The sequence below is a fragment of the Micromonospora sp. H33 genome (genome assembly GCF_052068455.1).
In the GTDB taxonomy this organism is placed as follows: domain Bacteria; phylum Actinomycetota; class Actinomycetes; order Mycobacteriales; family Micromonosporaceae; genus Micromonospora.
The window spans coordinates 230233-248068 of record NZ_JBQHDE010000004.1 but is presented as its reverse complement, the minus strand read 5'-3'; the positions used below and the strand labels follow the sequence as shown (position 1 = coordinate 248068).

Annotated in this window: 18 protein-coding genes and 2 pseudogenes; 8 read left to right on the top strand and 12 right to left on the bottom strand. The window is 73.9% G+C overall.

Annotated elements, in window-relative coordinates:
• The first annotated feature begins 12 nt into the window (after positions 1-12).
• A complete protein-coding gene (locus ACTMS0_RS12965) occupies positions 13-2568 on the top strand; it encodes a bifunctional acetate--CoA ligase family protein/GNAT family N-acetyltransferase (protein WP_441155389.1) in 2556 nt (851 codons plus the stop codon).
• Positions 2569-2628: 60 nt separating this feature from the next.
• Here the strand turns inward: ACTMS0_RS12965 and ACTMS0_RS12960 are convergent, their stop codons facing one another.
• From ACTMS0_RS12960 to sigB, 3 genes and pseudogenes are all read right to left on the bottom strand, one after another.
• Positions 2629-3036 (bottom strand): VOC family protein, encoded by a 408-nt coding sequence (locus ACTMS0_RS12960; RefSeq protein WP_441155388.1) that lies wholly within the window; start codon positions 3034-3036, stop codon positions 2629-2631.
• A pseudogene (locus ACTMS0_RS12955) lies at positions 3035-3122 on the bottom strand (ATPase); the annotation flags it as partial. The pseudogene ACTMS0_RS12955 and the gene ACTMS0_RS12960, both read right to left, overlap by 2 nt.
• Before the next feature lie 49 nt (positions 3123-3171).
• Positions 3172-4188, bottom strand: coding sequence for an RNA polymerase sigma factor SigB (sigB, locus tag ACTMS0_RS12950; RefSeq protein ID WP_441155387.1), 1017 nt, complete (start codon positions 4186-4188; stop codon positions 3172-3174).
• A gap of 251 nt (positions 4189-4439) precedes the next feature.
• On the opposite strand from sigB, the gene ACTMS0_RS12945 reads away from it, so the two are divergent.
• A complete protein-coding gene (locus tag ACTMS0_RS12945) occupies positions 4440-5228 on the top strand; it encodes a sporulation protein (RefSeq protein WP_441155386.1) in 789 nt (262 codons plus the stop codon).
• A 108-nt stretch (positions 5229-5336) separates the two neighbouring features.
• On the opposite strand, the gene dtd is transcribed toward ACTMS0_RS12945, so the two are convergent.
• Together dtd and ACTMS0_RS12935 are read right to left on the bottom strand one after the other, a co-directional pair.
• A complete protein-coding gene (gene dtd / locus ACTMS0_RS12940) occupies positions 5337-5759 on the bottom strand; it encodes a D-aminoacyl-tRNA deacylase (RefSeq protein ID WP_441155385.1) in 423 nt (140 codons plus the stop codon).
• Complete coding sequence (locus ACTMS0_RS12935) at positions 5759-7243, bottom strand: DUF7782 domain-containing protein (RefSeq protein ID WP_441155384.1); 1485 nt, start codon at positions 7241-7243, stop codon at positions 5759-5761. The genes dtd and ACTMS0_RS12935 overlap by 1 nt, the downstream gene beginning before the upstream one ends.
• A gap of 174 nt (positions 7244-7417) precedes the next feature.
• Here ACTMS0_RS12935 and ACTMS0_RS12930 point away from each other — a divergent pair, with 174 nt between their 5' ends.
• Positions 7418-8635 carry a S8 family peptidase gene (locus tag ACTMS0_RS12930; RefSeq protein ID WP_441155383.1) on the top strand — a complete coding sequence of 406 codons (1218 nt, stop codon included), beginning with the start codon at positions 7418-7420 and terminating at the stop codon, positions 8633-8635.
• Positions 8636-8812: 177 nt separating this feature from the next.
• On the opposite strand, the gene ACTMS0_RS12925 is transcribed toward ACTMS0_RS12930, so the two are convergent.
• The 3 genes from ACTMS0_RS12925 to ACTMS0_RS12915 form a co-directional block, all read right to left on the bottom strand.
• The gene (locus tag ACTMS0_RS12925) at positions 8813-9871 is read right to left on the bottom strand and encodes an ABC transporter ATP-binding protein (protein WP_441155382.1); all 1059 of its coding nucleotides are present in this window, start codon (positions 9869-9871) and stop codon (positions 8813-8815) included.
• Positions 9868-11403: an ABC transporter permease gene (locus ACTMS0_RS12920; RefSeq protein WP_441155381.1), complete on the bottom strand. Its 1536-nt coding sequence runs from the start codon at positions 11401-11403 to the stop codon at positions 9868-9870. The genes ACTMS0_RS12925 and ACTMS0_RS12920 overlap by 4 nt, the downstream gene beginning before the upstream one ends.
• Before the next feature lie 65 nt (positions 11404-11468).
• Positions 11469-12527 (bottom strand): iron ABC transporter substrate-binding protein, encoded by a 1059-nt coding sequence (locus ACTMS0_RS12915; RefSeq protein WP_441155380.1) that lies wholly within the window; start codon positions 12525-12527, stop codon positions 11469-11471.
• 169 nt (positions 12528-12696) lie between these two features.
• Here ACTMS0_RS12915 and ACTMS0_RS12910 point away from each other — a divergent pair, with 169 nt between their 5' ends.
• On the top strand, positions 12697-13278 hold the full coding sequence (locus tag ACTMS0_RS12910; RefSeq protein ID WP_441155379.1) for an HhH-GPD-type base excision DNA repair protein: 582 nt from the start codon (positions 12697-12699) through the stop codon (positions 13276-13278).
• Positions 13279-13314: 36 nt separating this feature from the next.
• Positions 13315-13455: pseudogene (locus ACTMS0_RS12905) on the top strand (low temperature requirement protein A); the annotation flags it as partial.
• A 187-nt stretch (positions 13456-13642) separates the two neighbouring features.
• On the opposite strand, the gene ACTMS0_RS12900 reads toward ACTMS0_RS12905, so the two are convergent.
• Both ACTMS0_RS12900 and ACTMS0_RS12895 read right to left on the bottom strand, forming a co-directional pair.
• A complete protein-coding gene (locus tag ACTMS0_RS12900) occupies positions 13643-13951 on the bottom strand; it encodes a hypothetical protein (RefSeq protein WP_441155378.1) in 309 nt (102 codons plus the stop codon).
• A 13-nt stretch (positions 13952-13964) separates the two neighbouring features.
• Positions 13965-14252, bottom strand: a complete 288-nt coding sequence (locus tag ACTMS0_RS12895; protein WP_441155377.1) for a hypothetical protein — start codon at positions 14250-14252, stop codon at positions 13965-13967.
• Positions 14253-14358: 106 nt separating this feature from the next.
• On the opposite strand from ACTMS0_RS12895, the gene ACTMS0_RS12890 reads away from it, so the two are divergent.
• Positions 14359-14715, top strand: a complete 357-nt coding sequence (locus ACTMS0_RS12890) for a DUF3099 domain-containing protein (protein WP_441155376.1) — start codon at positions 14359-14361, stop codon at positions 14713-14715.
• Positions 14716-14850: 135 nt separating this feature from the next.
• Here the strand turns inward: ACTMS0_RS12890 and ACTMS0_RS12885 are convergent, their stop codons facing one another.
• Together ACTMS0_RS12885 and ACTMS0_RS12880 are read right to left on the bottom strand one after the other, a co-directional pair.
• Complete coding sequence (locus ACTMS0_RS12885) at positions 14851-15747, bottom strand: carbohydrate kinase family protein (protein ID WP_441155375.1); 897 nt, start codon at positions 15745-15747, stop codon at positions 14851-14853.
• Entirely contained in the window at positions 15744-16664 is a 921-nt protein-coding gene (locus tag ACTMS0_RS12880) for a pseudouridine-5'-phosphate glycosidase (RefSeq protein ID WP_441155374.1), read from the bottom strand. Before ACTMS0_RS12880 ends, ACTMS0_RS12885 begins: the two co-directional genes overlap by 4 nt.
• Before the next feature lie 83 nt (positions 16665-16747).
• Here ACTMS0_RS12880 and ACTMS0_RS12875 point away from each other — a divergent pair, with 83 nt between their 5' ends.
• Together ACTMS0_RS12875 and ACTMS0_RS12870 are read left to right on the top strand one after the other, a co-directional pair.
• Complete coding sequence (locus ACTMS0_RS12875; RefSeq protein ID WP_441155373.1) at positions 16748-16972, top strand: DUF3039 domain-containing protein; 225 nt, start codon at positions 16748-16750, stop codon at positions 16970-16972.
• A 40-nt stretch (positions 16973-17012) separates the two neighbouring features.
• The gene (locus tag ACTMS0_RS12870; RefSeq protein WP_441155372.1) at positions 17013-17654 is read left to right on the top strand and encodes a trimeric intracellular cation channel family protein; all 642 of its coding nucleotides are present in this window, start codon (positions 17013-17015) and stop codon (positions 17652-17654) included.
• Positions 17655-17836 lie beyond the last annotated feature (182 nt).

The following is a 17836-nucleotide window of genomic DNA, read 5'->3' as shown; positions in this document are numbered from 1 at the left end:
GGGCCGCCTGCCGTGACCACAGTGGACCAGCCGGTGGACGTGCTGCTCAGTGACGGCACCACCGTCCAGTTGCGGCCGATCCAGCCGTCCGACGCACCGGGCGTCGTGGCGATGCACTCGCGCTTCTCCGAGCGCACCCGCTACCTGCGCTACTTCTCGCCGTACCCCCGGATCCCCGAGCGCGACCTGCAGCGCTTCGTGCACGTCGACCACCGGGACCGCGAGGCGTTCGTCGTCCTCGCCGGCGACCAGATCGTCGCGGTCGGCCGGTACGAGCGGCTCGGGCCGGAGTCCCCGGAGGCCGAGGTGGCGTTCGTGGTGGAGGACGCCTACCAGGGCCGGGGCATCGGGTCGGTGCTGCTGGAGCACCTGGCCGACGCGGCCCGCCGGAGCGGCATCATGAGTTTCGTCGCCGAGGTGCTGCCCGCCAACGGTGCGATGCTGCGGGTCTTCTCCGACTTCGGGTACCAGGTGCAGCGTCAGTTCGCCGACGGCGTGGTCCACCTGACCTTCCCGATCGCCCCGACCGAGGCCACGCTCGAAGTGCAGCGGGGCCGGGAGCACCGCACCGAGGCGCGGTCCGTGGCCCGGCTGCTCGCCCCGCGTGGCGTCGCCGTCTACGGCGCCAGTGCCACCGGGCAGGGCGTCGGCGCGGCGGTGCTCGGGCACCTGCGTGACTACGGCTTCACCGGCACGGTCGTGCCGGTGCATCCGACCGCGACGAGGGTGGCCGGGCTGCCCGCGTACCCCTCGGCGGCCGACTCCGGGCTGCCGGTCGACCTGGCGGTGGTGGCCGTGCCGCCGGAGGCGGCGGAGGCGGTGGTCGCCGACGCGGCCGCTGCCGGGGCGCACGGCCTGGTCGTCATCAGCGCGGGCTTCGCCGAGGCCGGCCGCGAGGGCGCGGCCGCGCAACGCCGGCTGGTCCGCGCGGCCCACGCCGCGGGCATGCGCGTCGTCGGCCCGAACTGCCTGGGGGTGGCGAACACCGCCCCCGACGTACGCCTGAACGCCACGCTCGCCCCACGGCTGCCGGTGCCCGGCCGGGTCGGGCTCTTCAGCCAGTCCGGCGCGTTCGGCGTCGCGCTGCTGGCCGAGGCGGACCGGCGGGGGCTCGGCCTGTCCAGCTTCGTCTCGGCCGGCAACCGGGCCGACGTCTCCGGTAACGACCTGCTCCAGTACTGGCAGGACGACCCCGGCACCGACGTGATCATGTTGTACCTGGAGACCTTCGGCAACCCGCGCAAGTTCGCCCGGCTGGCGCGACTGATCGGCCGGGAGAAGCCGATCGTCGCGCTGGCGTCGCCGGCCCGGCCGCCCGGCGTCGGCGAACGCGCCGGGCCGGACGAGGTGGCGGTCAGCGCGCTGTTCACCCAGTCCGGGGTGATCCGGGTGGACACCGTCAGCGAGCTGCTCGACGTTGGTGTGCTGCTGGCCAACCAGCCGCTGCCCGCCGGTGACCGGGTGGGTGTGGTCGGCAACTCGTCGGCGCTGTCCGGGCTCGCCGCCACCGCCTGCGCCGCGCAGGGGCTCACCCTGGCCGACGGGTACCCGCGCGACGTCGGGCCCCGCGCCGGGGCGGCCGAGTTCGCCGCCGCCCTCGTCGCCGCTGCGGCCGACGACGCGGTGGACGCGCTGGTGGCGGTGTTCGCACCGCCACTGCCCGGGCAGCTGCCGGACACCGAGGCGAACTTCATCGCCGCCCTGCCCGCCGCGCTCGCCGCCGGCAAGCCCACCGTGGCGACGTTCCTGGTGGGGCGCGCCCCGGCCGGGGTGCCCGCGTACCCGAGCGTGGAGGAGGCGGTCCGCGCTCTGGGTCGGGTCACCGCGTACGCCGACTGGCTGCGCCGCCCACCGGGGACGTTGCCCGAGCTGCCCGGCGTCGACCGGGACCGGGCGCAGGCGGCGCTGCGTCCCGAGTCCCTCGACCCGGGCGGGCTGCTCGCCGCGTACGGCATCGAGGTGGTCGAGTCGGTGCCGGCCGGGTCGGAGGACGAGGCCTCCGAGGCGGCGGTCGAGCTGGGGTTCCCGGTGGCGTTGAAGGCCTCCGCTCCGGGGCTGCGGCACCGCCTGGACCTCGGCGCGGTCCGCCTCGACCTGGCCGACGAGGCGGCCGTGCGGCGCGCGTACGCCGAGATGTCGGCGGTGTTCGGCGCGGACGTCCTGGTCCAGCCGATGGTCCCGCCCGGCGTGGCCTGCGTGGTCGAGCTGGTGGAGGATCCGGCGTTCGGGCCGGTGGTCGGCTTCGGCCTGGGCGGCGTCGCCACCGAGCTGCTCGGCGACCGGGCGTGGCGGGCGGTGCCGCTGACCGACCTCGACGCGGCCGAGCTGGTCGACGAGCCGCGCGCCGCCCCGCTGCTGCGCGGTCACCGCGGCGCGGCCCCGGTGGACCGGACCGCGTTGGCGGAGCTGCTGCTGCGGGTCGGACGGCTCGCCGACGAGCAGCCCCGGGTCCGCGCGCTGACGCTGAACCCGGTGCTGGCCCGCCCGGACGGCCTGTCGGTGCTGCACGCGACGGTCCGGATCGGCTCGGCGGCCGCCCGCCCCGACACCGGCCCCCGCCGCCTGTGAAAGGAAGGGCCCCTTCTTAACGCCTGGCGTAGAGGAGGGGCCCCTTCTTAACGCGCCGGCTCAGGCGCGGCTGCTGATCTGCTGGACGGCCCAGGAGTTGCCGTCCGGGTCGTCGAAGAAGACGAAGCCCACGTTGTCCAGCGGGTCCGGCACCGGGCGCGGGTTCTTCCCCAGGAGCTGGATCTCGCTGACCTCGACGCCGCGCTCCACCAGCTGGGCCCGGGCCTTGTGCAGGTCCGGCACCACGAGCTGGAGCCCCTTGAGCGAACCGGGCGGCATGTCCGGTAGGGCGCCCTTGCCGATGACGATGGAGCAGCCGGAGCCGGGTGGGGTCAGCTGCACGATGCGGACATCGTCACCGATGACGGTGTCGTGGTCGACGGCGAAGCCGAGCTGGTCGGCGTAGAACGCCTTGGCCCGGTCCACGTCGGAGACCGGGACGACCACCACTTCCAGGGTCCAGTTCATAGACCCCACCCTGCCCCATCCGCTCGCCGTCCGGCCCCTGCGACACGAACCGCCAGCGGTCGGCCGCCGCGCAGGTTCACCTCGCACGACGACGGCCCCGGCGAACCGCCGGGGCCGTCGTCGGGGACACCCGCGTCAGCAGGCGTACGCCTCCAGGCGCTGCGCCCGCTCCGGGGCCCGCAGCTTGAGCAGCGTCACCTTCTCGATCTGCCGGATCCGCTCGCGGGACAGGCCGAACTCCTTCCCGACCTCGTCCAGGGTGCGCTGCCGGCCGTCGTCCAGCCCGAACCGGAGCCGGATCACCGCCTGCTCGCGCTGGGACAGGGTGGCGAGCACGATGCTCACCTCCTGGCGCAGCTCGCCGTGGGCGGCGGCGTCGTCCGGGCCGGCCGCCGGGTCCACCGCCGCGACGAAGTCACCGAGCGCGCTCTCGCCGTCCTCGCCGACCGCCTGATCCAGGCTCACCGGCTCCCGGTCGTACGAGATCAGCTCGATCACCTGGAACTCCGGGACGTCCAGCGCCCGGGCCACCTCCGCCACGGTGGGCTCCCGACCCAGCGAGACGGACAGCTCGCGGCGGACCCGCACCATGCGGTTGACCTGCTCGACCATGTGCACCGGGATGCGGATGGTGCGGGCCTGGTCGGCCATGGCGCGGGTGATGGCCTGGCGGATCCACCAGGTGGCGTACGTGGAGAACTTGTAGCCCTTGGCGTAGTCGAACTTCTCGACGGCGCGGATCAGGCCGAGGTTGCCCTCCTGGATCAGGTCGAGGAAGGCCATGCCACGGCCCGTGTAGCGCTTGGCGATGCTCACGACGAGGCGGAGGTTCGCCTCCAGCAGGTGGTCCTTGGCGGCCCGCCCCTCGGCGGCGACGAGCTCCAGGTCGGACCGCAGCTCGGCGGACACCGGCGTGCAGGTGGCGAGCTTCTCCTCGGCGAAGAGCCCCGCCTCGATGCGGCGGGCCAGCTCGACCTCCTGGGCGGCGGTCAGCAGCTTCGTCTTGCCGATGCCGTTGAGGTACGCCCGGACCAGGTCCGTGGAGACGCCGCGCTCGTCGGTGGCGTCCAGGTCGGTCAGGGCCTCGGTGCCGTGGTCGGTCTCGATCGTGCCGGCCGGGCGCATCCGGTGCTCCATCATCTGCAGGGCCATCTTTCATCTCTCCCCGTGTCCACGTCTGTGCCGCGCGGTGGTGCCGGTTGACACACAGCTTGGCGGGCGGGGCGTTAAACCGGAGTGAGGCGATCGGGGACCCGACAGGAATCCCATCGAGCGTGTCGCCGACGGGTGTCCCTTGCCGGGGGCGGTTACCGTGCCAGCGACCGGCCGGTGTGGCCGGCTGCCGGTACCGGGCCAGTAGGGCGACCGCCGGCGAACCTTCGGCACAGGTGATGGAGGGCGTCGTGGTCTTCAAGCGGCTCATGCAGGCGATGGGTGTGGGCGGCCCGTCGGTGGAAACCGTCCTGGCGAACCCGAACTGCCGCCCCGGCGGCCAACTGGAGGGGACCGTCCACGTCGCGGGTGGCGATCACCCGGTCGACGTCACGTACGTGGCGCTGGGCCTGGTCACCCGGGTCGAGGTGGAGAGCGGTGACAACGACTACCAGACCACCCAGGAGTTCCACCGCCAGCGGATCACCGGCGCGTTCCGGCTGGAGGCCGGGCAGCGGTACGACGTCCCGTTCCGCTTCGACGTGCCCTGGGAGACCCCGCTCACCGAGCTGTACGGCCAGCACCTGCACGGCATGACCATGGGTCTGCGTACCGAGCTGGAGGTGGCCCGTTCGGTCGACAAGGGCGACCTGGACGCGGTGGCCGTGCACCCGCTCCCGTCGCAGGAGCGGATCCTGGAGGCGTTCCTGCGGCTGGGCTTCCGGTTCGCCCGCGCCGACGTCGAGCGTGGCCACATCTACGGCGTACGCCAGACGCTGCCCTTCTACCAGGAGATCGAGTTCTACCCGGCGCCGCAGTACGCGAACGCGATCAAGCAGCTGGAGGTCACCTTCGTGACCGACCCGCAGCAGATCCAGGTCGTCCTGGAGCTCGACAAGCGGGGCGGCCTGTTCACCGAGGGTCGGGACACGTTCGGCCGCTTCACGGTCGACCACGCGACGGCCGACCGCACCGACTGGACCGCCCAGCTCGACGCCTGGCTCCGCCAGTCCCTCCAGCGCCGGGGCCTCTTCGGCTGACCCGGCCCGTCCGGCTTCGCCACACCCCGTTGATCAAGAGGTTTTGTCGAGATTCGCCGCTCGCGAGACCCGAACTTCTTGATCAACGGGGTTCAGCCGGTGGGGCCGTTACAGGTCCAGCAGAATCGTCCGCGGGCCGACGTTGACGCTCTCCACCAGCATGTGCGCGCGGAACCGTCCGGTCTCGACCTTCGCACCGCGGGCCCGCAGCTCCTCGACGACCGCCGTCACCAGGGGTTCCGCGACCTCAGCGGGGGCGGCCGCCGTCCAGCTCGGTCGTCGGCCCTTGCGGGCGTCGCCGTAGAGGGTGAACTGGCTGACCACCAGGATCGGCGCGCCGGTGTCGGCGGCGGACCGCTCGTCGTCCAGGATGCGCAGCTCGTGCACCTTGCGGGCCATGGTCTGCGCGGTCTGCGGGGTGTCGGTGTGGGTCACGCCGAGCAGCACCAGCAGGCCGTCGTCGATCGCGCCGACCACCTCGCCGTCGACCGTCACGCTGGCGCGGCCGACCGTCTGCACCACCGCCCGCATCAGGCGTCCACCGGCTCGATGAAGCCCCGCTCGACCAGGTGGGCCACGATCGGGCCGGCCGCCTCGGCCAGCTCGCCGGGGGCCACGTCGTGCGCGGCGGCGAGCAGGGCCAGCTGGTCGCGCAGCGGCAGCCGCCCGTCCGCCCCGCCGACCAGGGCCAGGACGAGGGGGTCGATCTCCTCGGTCCAGCGCAGGCCGCGCGGCATGGCGAGCACCTGCCGGTCGACGGCCCAGCCCTCGTCGCCCATGGTGGCCTCCTGCCGCAGCTGGAGGCCGTCGGCGGCCCGGTAGCGCGCGGCGAGCAGCCCGTCGGTTCCGCGTACCCGGAGCCAGTCCTGGCGGTCGAACCAGGTCGCGACGCGGTCGCCGAGCGGCGCCTCCACCCGCTGGCGCAGCTCCTCGACACGGACGACCGGGTCGTCGTGGCCGGCGCGACGCAGCGACACGATGCCGAAGCCGATCGCCTCGACCTTGTGCGCGTCGAACCAGTCCAGCCACTCGGCCATCCGCCGCGGGTCGGCCGCCTCGCCGACGTCGGTGAGCCAGAGGTTGACGTACGCCATCGGGTCGGCGACCTCGCGCTGGATCACCCAGGCGTCCAGCCCGGTGCCGGCGAACCACCCGGTGACCCGCTCGGCCCAGTCCTCGCCGGCGACGTGCACCCAGTTGGCCAGGTACTGCATGGTGCCGCCCTCGGTGAGCAGGCCCGGCGCGGCGGCGGCCAGTTCCGCGCCGATCGCGTCGCCGACCCGGCCGGAGTCACGGTAGACGTGCGTGGTGGTGCCGGGCCCGACGACGAACGGCGGGTTGCTGACCACCAGGTCGAACCGGCGGCCGGCGACGGGGGCGACCATGTCGCCGCGCAGCAGCTCCCAGTCCTGGCCGTTGAGGGCGGCGGTGGTGGCGGCGAAGCGCAGCGCGCGCTCGGAGACGTCGGTGGCGGTGACCTTCCGCGCGTGGGTCGACAGGTGCAGGGCCTGGACGCCGGAGCCGGTCCCCAGGTCCAGTGCCGTCTCGACGGGCCGCCGGACGGTCGCGCCGATCAGCGTCTGGGTCGCCCCGCCGATGCCGAGCACGTGCTCGGCGTGCAGGGGGCGGCCGGGCCGGGCGCTGGCCGGCACGTCGGCGAGCACCCACCAGTCGTCCCCGTACGGCTCCAGGTCCAGGCCCATTCGTAGCCCGTCGCCGTGCGGCTCGACCAGACCGCCGGCGAGCGCCTCCTCGATCGACAGTGGCGCGAGCGCGGCGGCGACGGCGGCCTCCGGCTCGGTCTGCTCGCAAATGAAGACCCGGATCAGCGTGGCGAGGGGGTCGCCGTCCTCGGTGGCGCGCAGCGCGGCGCGGAAGTCGTTGCGGGCCACCCCGCCGGTGGCCTGCGGGCCGAGCCGGGCGGCGATGCCGTTCGAGGTGAAGTTCGCCCGGGTGAGCGCGGTCCGCAGCGCCGCCACCCCGGCGGGGGAGAGCAGCATGTCGTGTTCGTCCACGTCGTCATCCTGCCTCGCCCGTCGGGTCCGGACCGCGCCACCCGCCGGACCCGTCTTCAATTGATGAACGTAAGAGTGACGTATATCGATGTGATGGCTAGTATGGCCAGCACTGACCGTCGATGGTGCGCCGCGCGGGCCACAAGCCAGGCGTGCCGAGTAGGGAGGCAGACGATGCCAGCAGGGTCCGTTCCACGGCGCCTCACCCGGGCGCTCGCCGTCGCCGCCACCGCCGTGGCCGTCGCGGCAGCCGTCACCACCCCGGCGCAGGCAGCGCCGACCGGCGAGATCCGGGGCGCGGGCGCCCCGACCGCGATCAGCGGGAGCTACCTGGTCGTCCTGAAGGGGGACACGGTGGGCGCGGCCGGCTCATCCACCGCCCGTACGGCCGTGCCGGACCGGGCCGCGAAGCTGGTGAAGCGGTACGGCGGCAACGTCGGCGACGTGTACACCGCGGCGCTGACCGGCTTCAGCGCGACGATGACCGCCGGCCAGGCCCGCCGGCTGGCCGCCGACCCGGCCGTCGCCTACGTCGAGCAGGACCAGGTGCTCGCCGCCGTCGCGACGCAGTCCAACCCGCCGTGGGGCCTGGACCGCATCGACCAGCGCAACCTGCCGCTGAGCCGCAGCTTCACCTACCCGAACACCGCCTCCAACGTGCGGGCGTACATCATCGACACCGGCATCCGGACCACGCACACGCAGTTCGGCGGCCGGGCCAGTTGGGGCACCAACACGGTCGACAGCAACAACACCGACTGCAACGGGCACGGCACCCACGTCGCCGGTACGGTCGGCGGCTCCACGTACGGCGTCGCCAAGCAGGTGCGGCTCGTCGCGGTGAAGGTGCTGAACTGCTCCGGCAGCGGCACCACCACCGGCGTCGTCAACGGGGTCAACTGGGTGACCGCCAACGCCGTGAAGCCGGCGGTGGCCAACATGAGCCTCGGCGGCGGGGCCAGCAGCGCACTCGACAACGCGGTGGCCAACTCCGTCGCCTCCGGCATCACGTACGCGGTGGCCGCCGGCAACTCGAGCGCGAACGCCTGCAACTACTCGCCGGCCCGGACCGCGTCGGCGCTCACCGTCGGGTCCACCACCAGTAGCGACGCGCGATCGTCGTTCTCCAACTACGGGTCCTGCCTGGACATCTTCGCGCCCGGGTCGAGCATCCTGTCCGCGTACCGGACCAGCGACACCGCGACCGCCACGCTGAGCGGCACCTCGATGGCGGCGCCGCACGTGGCCGGCGCCGCCGCGCTGGTGCTCTCGGCCAACCCGTCGTGGAGCCCGTCTCAGGTCGGCGGCTACCTGACCAGCAACGCCACCACCGGCAAGGTGACCAACGCCGGCTCCGGCTCGCCGAACCGCCTCCTCTTCGTCGTCAACTGACACCCCGCGCACCCGGCCCGGCGGACCTCATCCCGGTCCGCCGGGTCGCCGGGTCCCCGGGTCGTCGCCACAGCCGCCCGTCGATCTTGCACTTTCGGCCCCCGATCCGCCGGCATTCGCCACTTTCGTCCGGGCACAAAGTGCAAGATCACCGGAGGAGGGGCGGAGGGCGGGCGGTCAGGCAGCCGTCAGGGTGCGGGGGGACGGGGCCGGGGTGGGGAAGGCGCGAGCCGTGCCTTCCACGGTCACGCTCACCTCGGCGCCGACCGGGACCGTCGAGCCGCCGTCCAGGATCCGGGCGGTGACCCGGGTGCCGTCGGCGAGCCGAAGGCCGACCAGCGCGTCGTGCCCGTGGAAGTCGTGCCGCAGCACGGTGGCGGTGATCGGGCCGGGCCCGGTGGCGAGGCGGACCTGCTCGGGCCGCACCAGGACGGTCACCCGGCCGGCCGCTGCTTTGCCGGCGACGGGGAGCACACCCAGGGCGGTACGGGCGCCGCCGTCCTCGACGACCGCCGGCAGCAGCACCGCGTCACCGACGAAGCCGGCCACCCACTCGTCGGCGGGCTCCCGGTAGACGGTGGTCGGCGTCCCGGCCTGCACCACCCGGCCGGCGCGCAGCACCACCACCCGGTCGGCCACCGACAGGGCCTCGCCCTGGTCGTGGGTGACGAGCACCCCGGTGGCGCCGTCGGCGCGCAGCGCCTCCCGCACGTCGTGGCGCAGCCCGGCGCGCAGCCCGGCGTCGAGGGCGCTGAACGGCTCGTCCAGCAGCACCACCGAGGGGCGGGGCGCGAGCGCCCGGGCCACCGCGACCCGCTGCTGCTGGCCGCCGGAGAGTTGGTGCGGCATCCGGTCGCCGTACCCGGCGAGGCCCACCAGGGTCAGCACCTCCTCGACCCGGTCGCCCCGGCGGGCCGCGCGGTCCAGCCCGTACGCGACGTTGTCGGCGACGCTGAGGTGCGGGAAGAGGGCGCCCTCCTGCGGCACGACGGCGATGCGGCGGCGGTGCGTCGGGACGTGCCGACCGGCTCCGGCGACCCGGGTGCCGTCGATGCGGATCTCACCGCCGTCGAGGCGCTCGAACCCGGCGAGGCAGCGCAGCAGGGTCGTCTTGCCGCAGCCGGACGGCCCCAGCACGGCGGTGAGCAGCCCGGACGGCACGGTGAGGTCCACCCCGGCCAGCGCGGTGACCGCGCCGTACCGCTTGACCACACCGGTCAGCACGACATCGCTCATCCCCGGTCCTCCTTGTCGAGCAGGCCGCTGCGGGCGACCAGCAGCCAGGTGGGTAGCGCCGAGATCGCCACCAGCAGCGCCGCGTACGGGGCCGCGGCGGCGTACGCGCCGACCGACGTGGCGGTCCACAGTTCGGTGGCGAGCGTGTCCGTCCCGGTCGGGCGCAACAGCAGGGTGGCGGGAAGCTCCTTCATGCCGGTCAGGAAGACCAGCGCCGCGCCCGCCCCGATACCGGGCAGGGTCAGCGGCAGGGTGACCGTCCGCAGCACGGTCAGCGGCCCCCGGCCCAGCGAGCGGGCGACCTCCTCCAGCCCGGGCGGGGACTGGGCGGCGGCTCCGGCGACCGCGCCGACCGCCAGGGGCAGGAAGAGCGTCGCGTACGCCAGCGCCAGCAGCCACCGGGTCTGGTAGAGGGGGTACGCGACGGTGATGCCGAAGAAGATCAGCGACAGCCCGATCACCACGCCGGGCAGGGCGTGGGCGAGGTACGCCAGCCGGTCGAGGACGGTGGTCAGCAGGCCGGGCGCACGGGCGACGAGCAGCCCGAGCGGCAGGGCCAGCAGCATGGTCAGCGCCGCGCCCGCGAGGGAGACGGTCAGCGAGTTGCCGGCGGCGACCGCGACCTCGGCGAGGGCCCCCGGGCGGGACACCCCGGTGACCAGGCGCTGCGCCAGGCTGACCGCCGGCACGCCGAGGGCGAGCGCGGCCACGCCGAGCAGCGTCGCCAGGGCCGGCCAGCGGGCCGCGCCGAGCCGCAGGCGGACCGGCGGGCGGCGGGCGCCGCCGAGGCGCGCGTACCGGGCGCCCCGGCGGCGGGTGGCCGTCTCGGCGGCGAGCAGCAGCACGGTCAGCGCCACGAGCACGCTGGAGAGCACCAGGGCTCCGGTGCGGTCGAAGCCCAGGTCGAACGCGATGAAGATGGCCCGGGTGAAGGTGTCCGCGCGCAGGATCGACACGGCCCCGAAGTCGGAGAGCACGTAGAGGGCGACCAGCAGCGCACCGGCGGCGGTGGCCGGGCGGATCTGCCGCAGGGTCACCGCGGTGAACGTCTGCCAGCCGGAGCGGCCCAGCGACCGGGACACCTCCTCCTGCGCCGGGTCCGCGCCGCGCAGCGCGGCCGCGACCGGCAGGAAGACGTACGGGTAGGAGCAGAGCGTCAGCACCAGCGCCGCCGGCCAGAAGCCCTCCAGCCCGTCGACCGCGGAGACCCAGGCGAACGCCGCGATGTAGGTGGGCACGGCCAGCGGCAGCGCGGCCAGTACGGCGAAGAACCGCCGGCCGGGCAGGTCGGTGCGGGTCACCAGGAAGGCGGCGCCGACGCCGAGTACCACGCAGGCGGCGGTGACGACGGCCGCCAGGCCGACGCTGCGCAGGGCGAGCAGCGCGACCCGATCGGTCCACAGCTCGTCGGCGATCCGGTCGAGCCCCGCCTCGGCGGTGCGGACCGCCAGGTAGACCAGGGGGAGCAGGGCCACGGCCACCGCCGCGGTCGAGGCCGCGAGCAGCGCCGGGCGCGGGGCCTGCCGCCGCACCTTCCCGCGTACGCGGGACAGGGCCGGCCCGTCGAGGGCCGGCCCTGCGGTGGTCGTCGGACTGCTCAGGGCACCAGCCCCGATTCGGTGATCATGGCGACGGTGGCCTCAAGCGTGTCGAGGTCGTTCAGGTCGATGGCGGGGACCTTCAGCTCGGCCAGCGGCGGCACGTACGACGGGCCCTGGACACCCGTGACCACCGGGTACTCGAAGGTCTGCTCGGCGAAGTACTTCTGCGCCTCCGGGCCGAGCAGGTAGTCGACGAACGCCTTGGCGTCGGCGTCCTCGGCGGAGCGCTTGAGCACCCCGACGCCGGCCACGTTCACCAGCGCGCCGGTGTCGCCGCCCGGGAAGAAGTGCAGCTTGGCCTTCAGGGCCTCGGGCGTGGTGCCCTTCTCCTTGGCCACCTCGCCGAGGTAGTAGTGGTTGACCAGGCCGACCGCGATCTTGCCGTCGTTGACCTCTTCGACGATCTTGACGTTGTTGTCGCGGATCTGCGGCTCGTTGGCCTTGAGGCCGGCCAGGAAGTCCTTCGCCTTCTGGTCACCGTGCTGCACCCGGATCGCGGTGACGAACGCCTGGAAGGACGCGTTGGTGGGAGCGATCGCCGCCTTGCCCTTCCACTTCGGGTCGGTCAGGTCGAACACGGACGCCGGCAGCTGGTCGGCGGTGACCTGGTCGGCGTTGTAGACCAGCACGCGGGACCGGGCGCTCACGCCGACCCACTGGCCGTTCCGCGCCCGGTAGGTCTCGGTGACCTTGCCGGTGGCCGTCTCGGGCAGCGTGGCGAACATGCCCTTCTTGGCCACGGTGCCGAGCGCGCCCGCGTCCTGCGCGAAGAACACGTCGGCCGGGGACTTGTCGCCCTCCTCGACGAGCTGTGCCGCGAGCTGGGCGGTGGTGGCGTACCGGGTCTGCACCTTGATGCCGGTCTGCTGGCTGAACTTGTCCAGCAGCGGCTTGACGAGCTGCTCGTTGCGGCCGCTGTAGACGGTGATCGTCTTGTCGTTCGGCTTGCCGGGGTCGGCGGCGTCGTCCTCGCCGGACCCGCAGGCGACCAGGCCGACGGAGAGCAGCCCGGCGGCGACGAGCGTCGCGGTGGACCGGCGGAACAGTTCGGACACGGTGCGGACCCCTTCAGGACGAGTCGACGGGCGCGGACAAGCGCCGCCGTGGTGAAGTTAGCACAGGCTAACCTCACCGTGAATTGGAGGACGGGTCGGATCACGGACCGCCGTACGGGCCGGTGAGTCGGGGTGTCCGACGGTCGACGCGGCGGGCAGGATGGGGGGCATGACGCTCGCGCTGCCCATCGACCCGGAGGCCAACGCGCTGCTGCGGCGCAGCCCGCTGGCGCTGCTCGTCGGCATGGTTCTTGATCAACAAGTCTCGATGGAGAAGGCGTTCTCCTCGCCGTACGTGCTCGCCCAGCGCCTCGGGCACGAGCCGGACGCCGCCGAGCTGGCCGGGTGCGACCCCGAGGCGCTGGTCACCCTCTTCGCGACCCCGCCGGCCCTGCACCGCTTCCCGAAGGCCATGGCGGCCCGGGTCCAGGAGGTGTGCCGGGTCCTGGTCGACCGGTACGACGGCGACGCGGCCAGCCTCTGGACCGGCGTCACCGACGGCCGGGAGCTGCTGCGCCGGGTCGCCGACCTGCCCGGGTTCGGCAAGCAGAAGGCGCAGATCTTCGTCGCCCTGCTCGGCAAGCGGTTCGGGGTCACGCCGGAGGGCTGGCGCGAGGCCGCCGGCGGCTACGGGGAGGCGGACACGTACCGCTCCGTCGCCGACGTCACAGACGCGGAGTCGCTGCGCCGGGTCCGGGAGTACAAGCAGCAGATGAAGGCGGCCGCGAAGGCCGGGGCGGCCGGCGCCTGACGCAACGCGAGGCCGGCCCGGTTCGTTGAAGCGAGGATGGCGAGAGCGGGTGGGGATCGTGGCGGCGCGGCGTTGCTCCGTCCGAGCGTCAGCTCTCCTCGGGCCACCTTCCTGGAGCTCTTCTTCGACCTGGTCTTCGTCTTCGCGCTGACCCGGGTGTCCCAGCGGCTGATCGAGACGCCGGGGTCGCGGTCGCCGACGGGCTGCGCAGCCGGGGCCGACCCCCGGAGGTGTCGGCGTCCCCGCTGGGGCGCCGGACCTTGGCGGCGGCAACCTCCCGGCCTGATGTGAGTGGCGGTGCTCCGGGACGGACGGCGGTCGATCCCGACACGCTCTGCCGCTGGCCGGGTGGCGGGGGAGTCGGTCAGGCGGCGGTGGGGCGGGAGAGGGCGGCGAGCGCGCGCCGGACGTCGGCGAGGGAGACCGTCGCCGACTCGTCCAGGTCGGCCAGGCCGGCCTCGATCCACTGCCGCATGAGCGTGGTCACCCCGATGCCCCGCGCGTCGGCGGCGGCGCGCACCCGCTCGTACGTCTCGAGCGGTAGCCGGACCGACCGGCTCACCATCGGGCCGTCGGTGTCCGGGGTGGGCAGTTCCGCCGGCTGGCTCTCGTCGATCAGGTCGGCGAGCGCGTCGCCGCCGTGGAACCGCTTGATGGCGTCGTCACGGTTCATGCTGACCGCCTCCTCATCGGCGCTCTCTCCGCACGGCCTCGTCGTAACGCTTGGCCTCCACGTCGGTCAGCTCGCGGGCGGAGAGGATGTCCCAGTCGTTGTCGGTGCCGTCGGCCTCGGCGAGCAGCACGGCCAGCCGGCGCCCCCGGCGGGCGGAGGCGTAGACGACCATCACGTCGTCGCCCAGGTGGCGGATGACCCGCCGGCTGCTGTGCAGCGCCTCCCAGACTTCCCCCGGCGTGACGTCGTAGACCCTCAGGTTGGCCAGCGCCTCGTCGGTGAAGCTGAACCTGCTGCCCACGGCGCGAGCGTACCACGTACGTAACACGGTCCGGTATGCGTTGATTCTCGCTGATCACGCACGGGAGGTGACAGGATGGGGCGTAATCCCCTCGAGGAGGTCCGCGGTGAAGCATCAGGCGTACGAGCCGATCCTGATCACCGATGCCTCGCGCAGTCAGGACGACCAGCTCACCAGTCGGCAGAAGCGGTACGTGCTGATGATGGGGATCCGGGTCGCGTGCGTGATCGTCGGCGCGATCCTGGTCGGCGTGCAGGCCCCGCTGCTCTGGCTCTGGCTGCCGCTGGTCGCCCTGGGCATGATCCTCATCCCCTGGCTCGCCGTGCTGCTCGCCAACGACCGGCCACCCAAGGAGCAGCACCGCCTGGCCGGTCGGTTCCAGCCGCGGCGGCGGGACGAGACGCCGCCGATGAGCCTGACCGCCGAGGAACGGCCACACAAGATCATCGACGCCGAGCCCTGACCCGCCGCTCGGCTCGATCTCCGCGCGGGCGCGCTGTCGAACTGCCCGCCTGTCTGCGCCGTGACGACGGTCCGGACTGCCCCACCGGTGAGGGCAGCTCGACAGCACGTCGACCGGCGGGCCGGCCCGCGGTGGTCAGAGCGGTGGTCGGGCACCCACCTGGCTGACCGCTGACGCGCCCAGGTCCCCGGCCCGGTGCAGTGCCGCCTCCGGCGACGCCCCGGTCAGCCAGGCCGACAGCAGGCCGGCGGCGAAGGCGTCACCGGCCCCGGTCGGATCGACCACCGCCATCCGGCGGGCCGGTGCCACCGCGATCGTGGCGTCCCGGTCCACCCACACCGCGCCCGCCGCACCACGCTTCACCACCACCCGACGCGCCGACGCGGACAGCACCCGCCCCTGCGCCGCCGGGTCCAGGCCACCGGCCAGCACGGTCGCCTCCTCGGCGTTGACCAGCAGCAGGTCGACGCCGCGTACCCAGGTCAGGAAGGCCGGCGCGCCCACCCGCCGCAGCGGGGCCGCGGAGGCCGCGTCGACGCTGACCGTGAGGCCCCGCTGGCGGGCCGCGGCCAACGCGCGCAGCCCGGCCGGTCGCGACCCCGCGTCGAGGAGGGTGTAGCCGGACAGGTGCAGGTGGGCCGCGTCCGGCGCCGCGTCCAGCGCCGCCTCCACGGCTTCCGGGGCCAGCCGCAGGTTCGCCCCCCGCTCGGTGACCATCGTGCGGTCGTCCGCCGTGGCGAGCACGATGACCGTCCCGGTGGGGGCGTCCGGCACCCGGGTGACGGCGCAGTCGACGCCGCCGCGTTCCAGCTCGGCCACCCGGTCCCGGCCCGGCCCGTCGTCGCCGACCGCACCCACCAGCGTCACGGGTACGCCCAGCGCCCCCAGCCACGCCGCCGTGTTCGCCGCCTGCCCACCGCCGGTGAACCGGATCGCCGCCGAGGTGTCCGATCCGGTGACCGGTGGCCCGGACAGCACCGCCACCACGTCGGTGATCAGGTCGCCGACGACCATGACCCGAGGCCCCGTCATGCCGGGCGGGCCGCCGCGACCGCGATCCGGGCGGCGAGGTCGGCGTTGCGCAGGATGATCCGGACGTTGACCGCGAGGCTGGCGCCCTCAGTGGCCGAGTGGAAGTGCGCCAGCAGGAAGGGCGTCACGGCCTTGCCGGTGACCCCCTCGCGCTCCAGCAGCGCCAACCCGTCGACGAGGGTCCGGTCGTGCAGCGCCGGGTCCAACTGTTCGTCGGCGGGCAGCGGGTTGGCCACGATCAACCCGCCGGTGTGCAGGCCGTGCTGTTCGCGTGCGGCGAGCACGTCCGCCACCTGCTCCGGGGAGTCCACCGACCAGTCCAGGTCGAACCCGCCGTCGGTCAGGTAGAAGCCGGGGAAGCGGCGGGTGCCGAAGCCGACCACGCCCACCCCGAGGGTCTCCAGGCGCTCCAGGGTGGCGCCCACGTCGAGGATCGACTTCACCCCCGCGCACACCACGGCGATCGGCGTCCGGGCCAGGGTGGTCAGGTCGGCGGACTCGTCGAACGTGTGCGCGGCCTCGCGGTGCACCCCGCCGAGGCCACCGGTGGCGAACACCCGGATACCGGCCGCCGCGGCCACCGCGCTGGTAGCGGCCACGGTCGTGGCACCGTCCGCGCCGGTCGCGGCCGCCACGGCGAGATCGCGTACGGAGAGCTTCACCACGCCGTCGACGGTGGCGAGCCGGGTCAGCTCGGCGTCGTCGAGGCCGACCACGAGCCGGCCGGCGACCATGCCGATGGTGGCGGGCACCGCCCCGGCGTCGCGGACGGCCTGTTCGATCTGGCGGGCCACCCGCAGGTTGTCGGGCCGGGGCAGGCCGTGCGAGACGATCGTGCTCTCCAGAGCCACCACCGGGCGGCCGGCGCGCAGGGCGTCGGCGACCTCGGCGCCGTGTCGGATGTGAAAGTCGGTCACGACGGTCCACCGTACGACCTCGGCCGGTTCGGCCTGAAGTGGACCGGGCGACGGGTGACCTGCCAGACTTGGCGGTTGGAGGTGTGGAAGTGAGCACACAGGTCCTCGAGCGTCCCGAGCTGAAGGACGCCGACACCGGTCCCGAGATGTTCCACTACGTGCGCAAGGAGAAGATCGCCGAGAGTGCCGTCATGGGCACCTTCGTCGTGGCGCTCTGCGGCGAGACGTTCCCGGTCACGAAGGCGGCCAAGCCCGGCTCGCCGGTGTGCCCGAAGTGCAAGGAGATCTACGAATCGTTCGCCAAGTGAACCGGGGCGGGCGGCGGCACCGCCCGCGTAACCTGCGGCGGTGACCACCTCCACCGCCCTCCTGCTGGCCGATCTCACCGGGGTCGCGGTCTTCGCGGCCTCGGGTGCGTCGGCGGCGGTCGCCAAGCGGCTGGATCTCTTCGGCGTCGTCTTCGTCGGCTTCGTGGCCGCGCTCGGCGGCGGGATCTTCCGGGACCTGGTCATCGACGAGGTCCCGCCCCTGGCCTTCGCGGACTGGCGGTACGCGGCCACGGCCGCGCTCACCGCCGCCGCCGTCTTCTGGCTGCACCCCCAGCTCGCCAAGCTGCGCACCACCGTGCTGGTGCTGGACGCGGCCGGCCTCGGCCTGTTCACCGTCACCGGCACCCTGAAGGCGCTCGACGCGCAGGTGCCCGCGGTGGGCGCCTGCGTCGTCGGCATGCTCACCGCGATCGGCGGCGGCCTCGGCCGGGACCTGCTCACCGCCGAGATCCCCGTGGTGCTGCGCCGCGAGATCTACGCCGTCGCCGCACTGGTGGGTGCCGTCCTGGTCGCGCTGCTGAACGCGCTGGGCCACGCCAACGTGCTCTGGCTCACCGTGGCGGCCGTCCTGGTCTTCCTGATCCGCCTGATCTCCCTGCGCCGCCGCTGGTCCGCGCCGGTCGCCACCTTCCGCCCACCCCGCGCCGGAACCTCGGGCTGACCCGTCACTCGGGCGCCGCGGCCGGGGCGGGTGTGACCAGCGTGGCGTCGAGTGGGGCGTGGGGCCTCCCGCCGTTATGCTGAGTCGGCCTTCGCGGCACCAACTGCGCGGAGGCGTTTTCATGGGCGGCCGCACCCGTGGCCCTCGGCCGGTGCCCCGCCCTCAGGCGGTCGGAGAGGAGC

Excerpts from the sequence above, each read along its gene's own strand:
- ACTMS0_RS12960 (WP_441155388.1), bottom strand. The coding sequence starts at position 3,036 with ATGAACTGGACCCTGGAAGTGGTGGTCGTCCCGGTCTCCGACGTGGAC.
- sigB (WP_441155387.1), bottom strand. The coding sequence starts at position 4,188 with ATGGCCCTGCAGATGATGGAGCACCGGATGCGCCCGGCCGGCACGATC.
- dtd (WP_441155385.1), bottom strand. The coding sequence starts at position 5,759 with ATGCGGGCGGTGGTGCAGACGGTCGGCCGCGCCAGCGTGACGGTCGAC.
- ACTMS0_RS12930 (WP_441155383.1), top strand. The coding sequence starts at position 7,418 with ATGCCAGCAGGGTCCGTTCCACGGCGCCTCACCCGGGCGCTCGCCGTC.
- ACTMS0_RS12925 (WP_441155382.1), bottom strand. The coding sequence starts at position 9,871 with ATGAGCGATGTCGTGCTGACCGGTGTGGTCAAGCGGTACGGCGCGGTC.
- ACTMS0_RS12910 (WP_441155379.1), top strand. The coding sequence starts at position 12,697 with ATGACGCTCGCGCTGCCCATCGACCCGGAGGCCAACGCGCTGCTGCGG.
- ACTMS0_RS12900 (WP_441155378.1), bottom strand. The coding sequence starts at position 13,951 with ATGAACCGTGACGACGCCATCAAGCGGTTCCACGGCGGCGACGCGCTC.
- ACTMS0_RS12885 (WP_441155375.1), bottom strand. The coding sequence starts at position 15,747 with ATGACGGGGCCTCGGGTCATGGTCGTCGGCGACCTGATCACCGACGTG.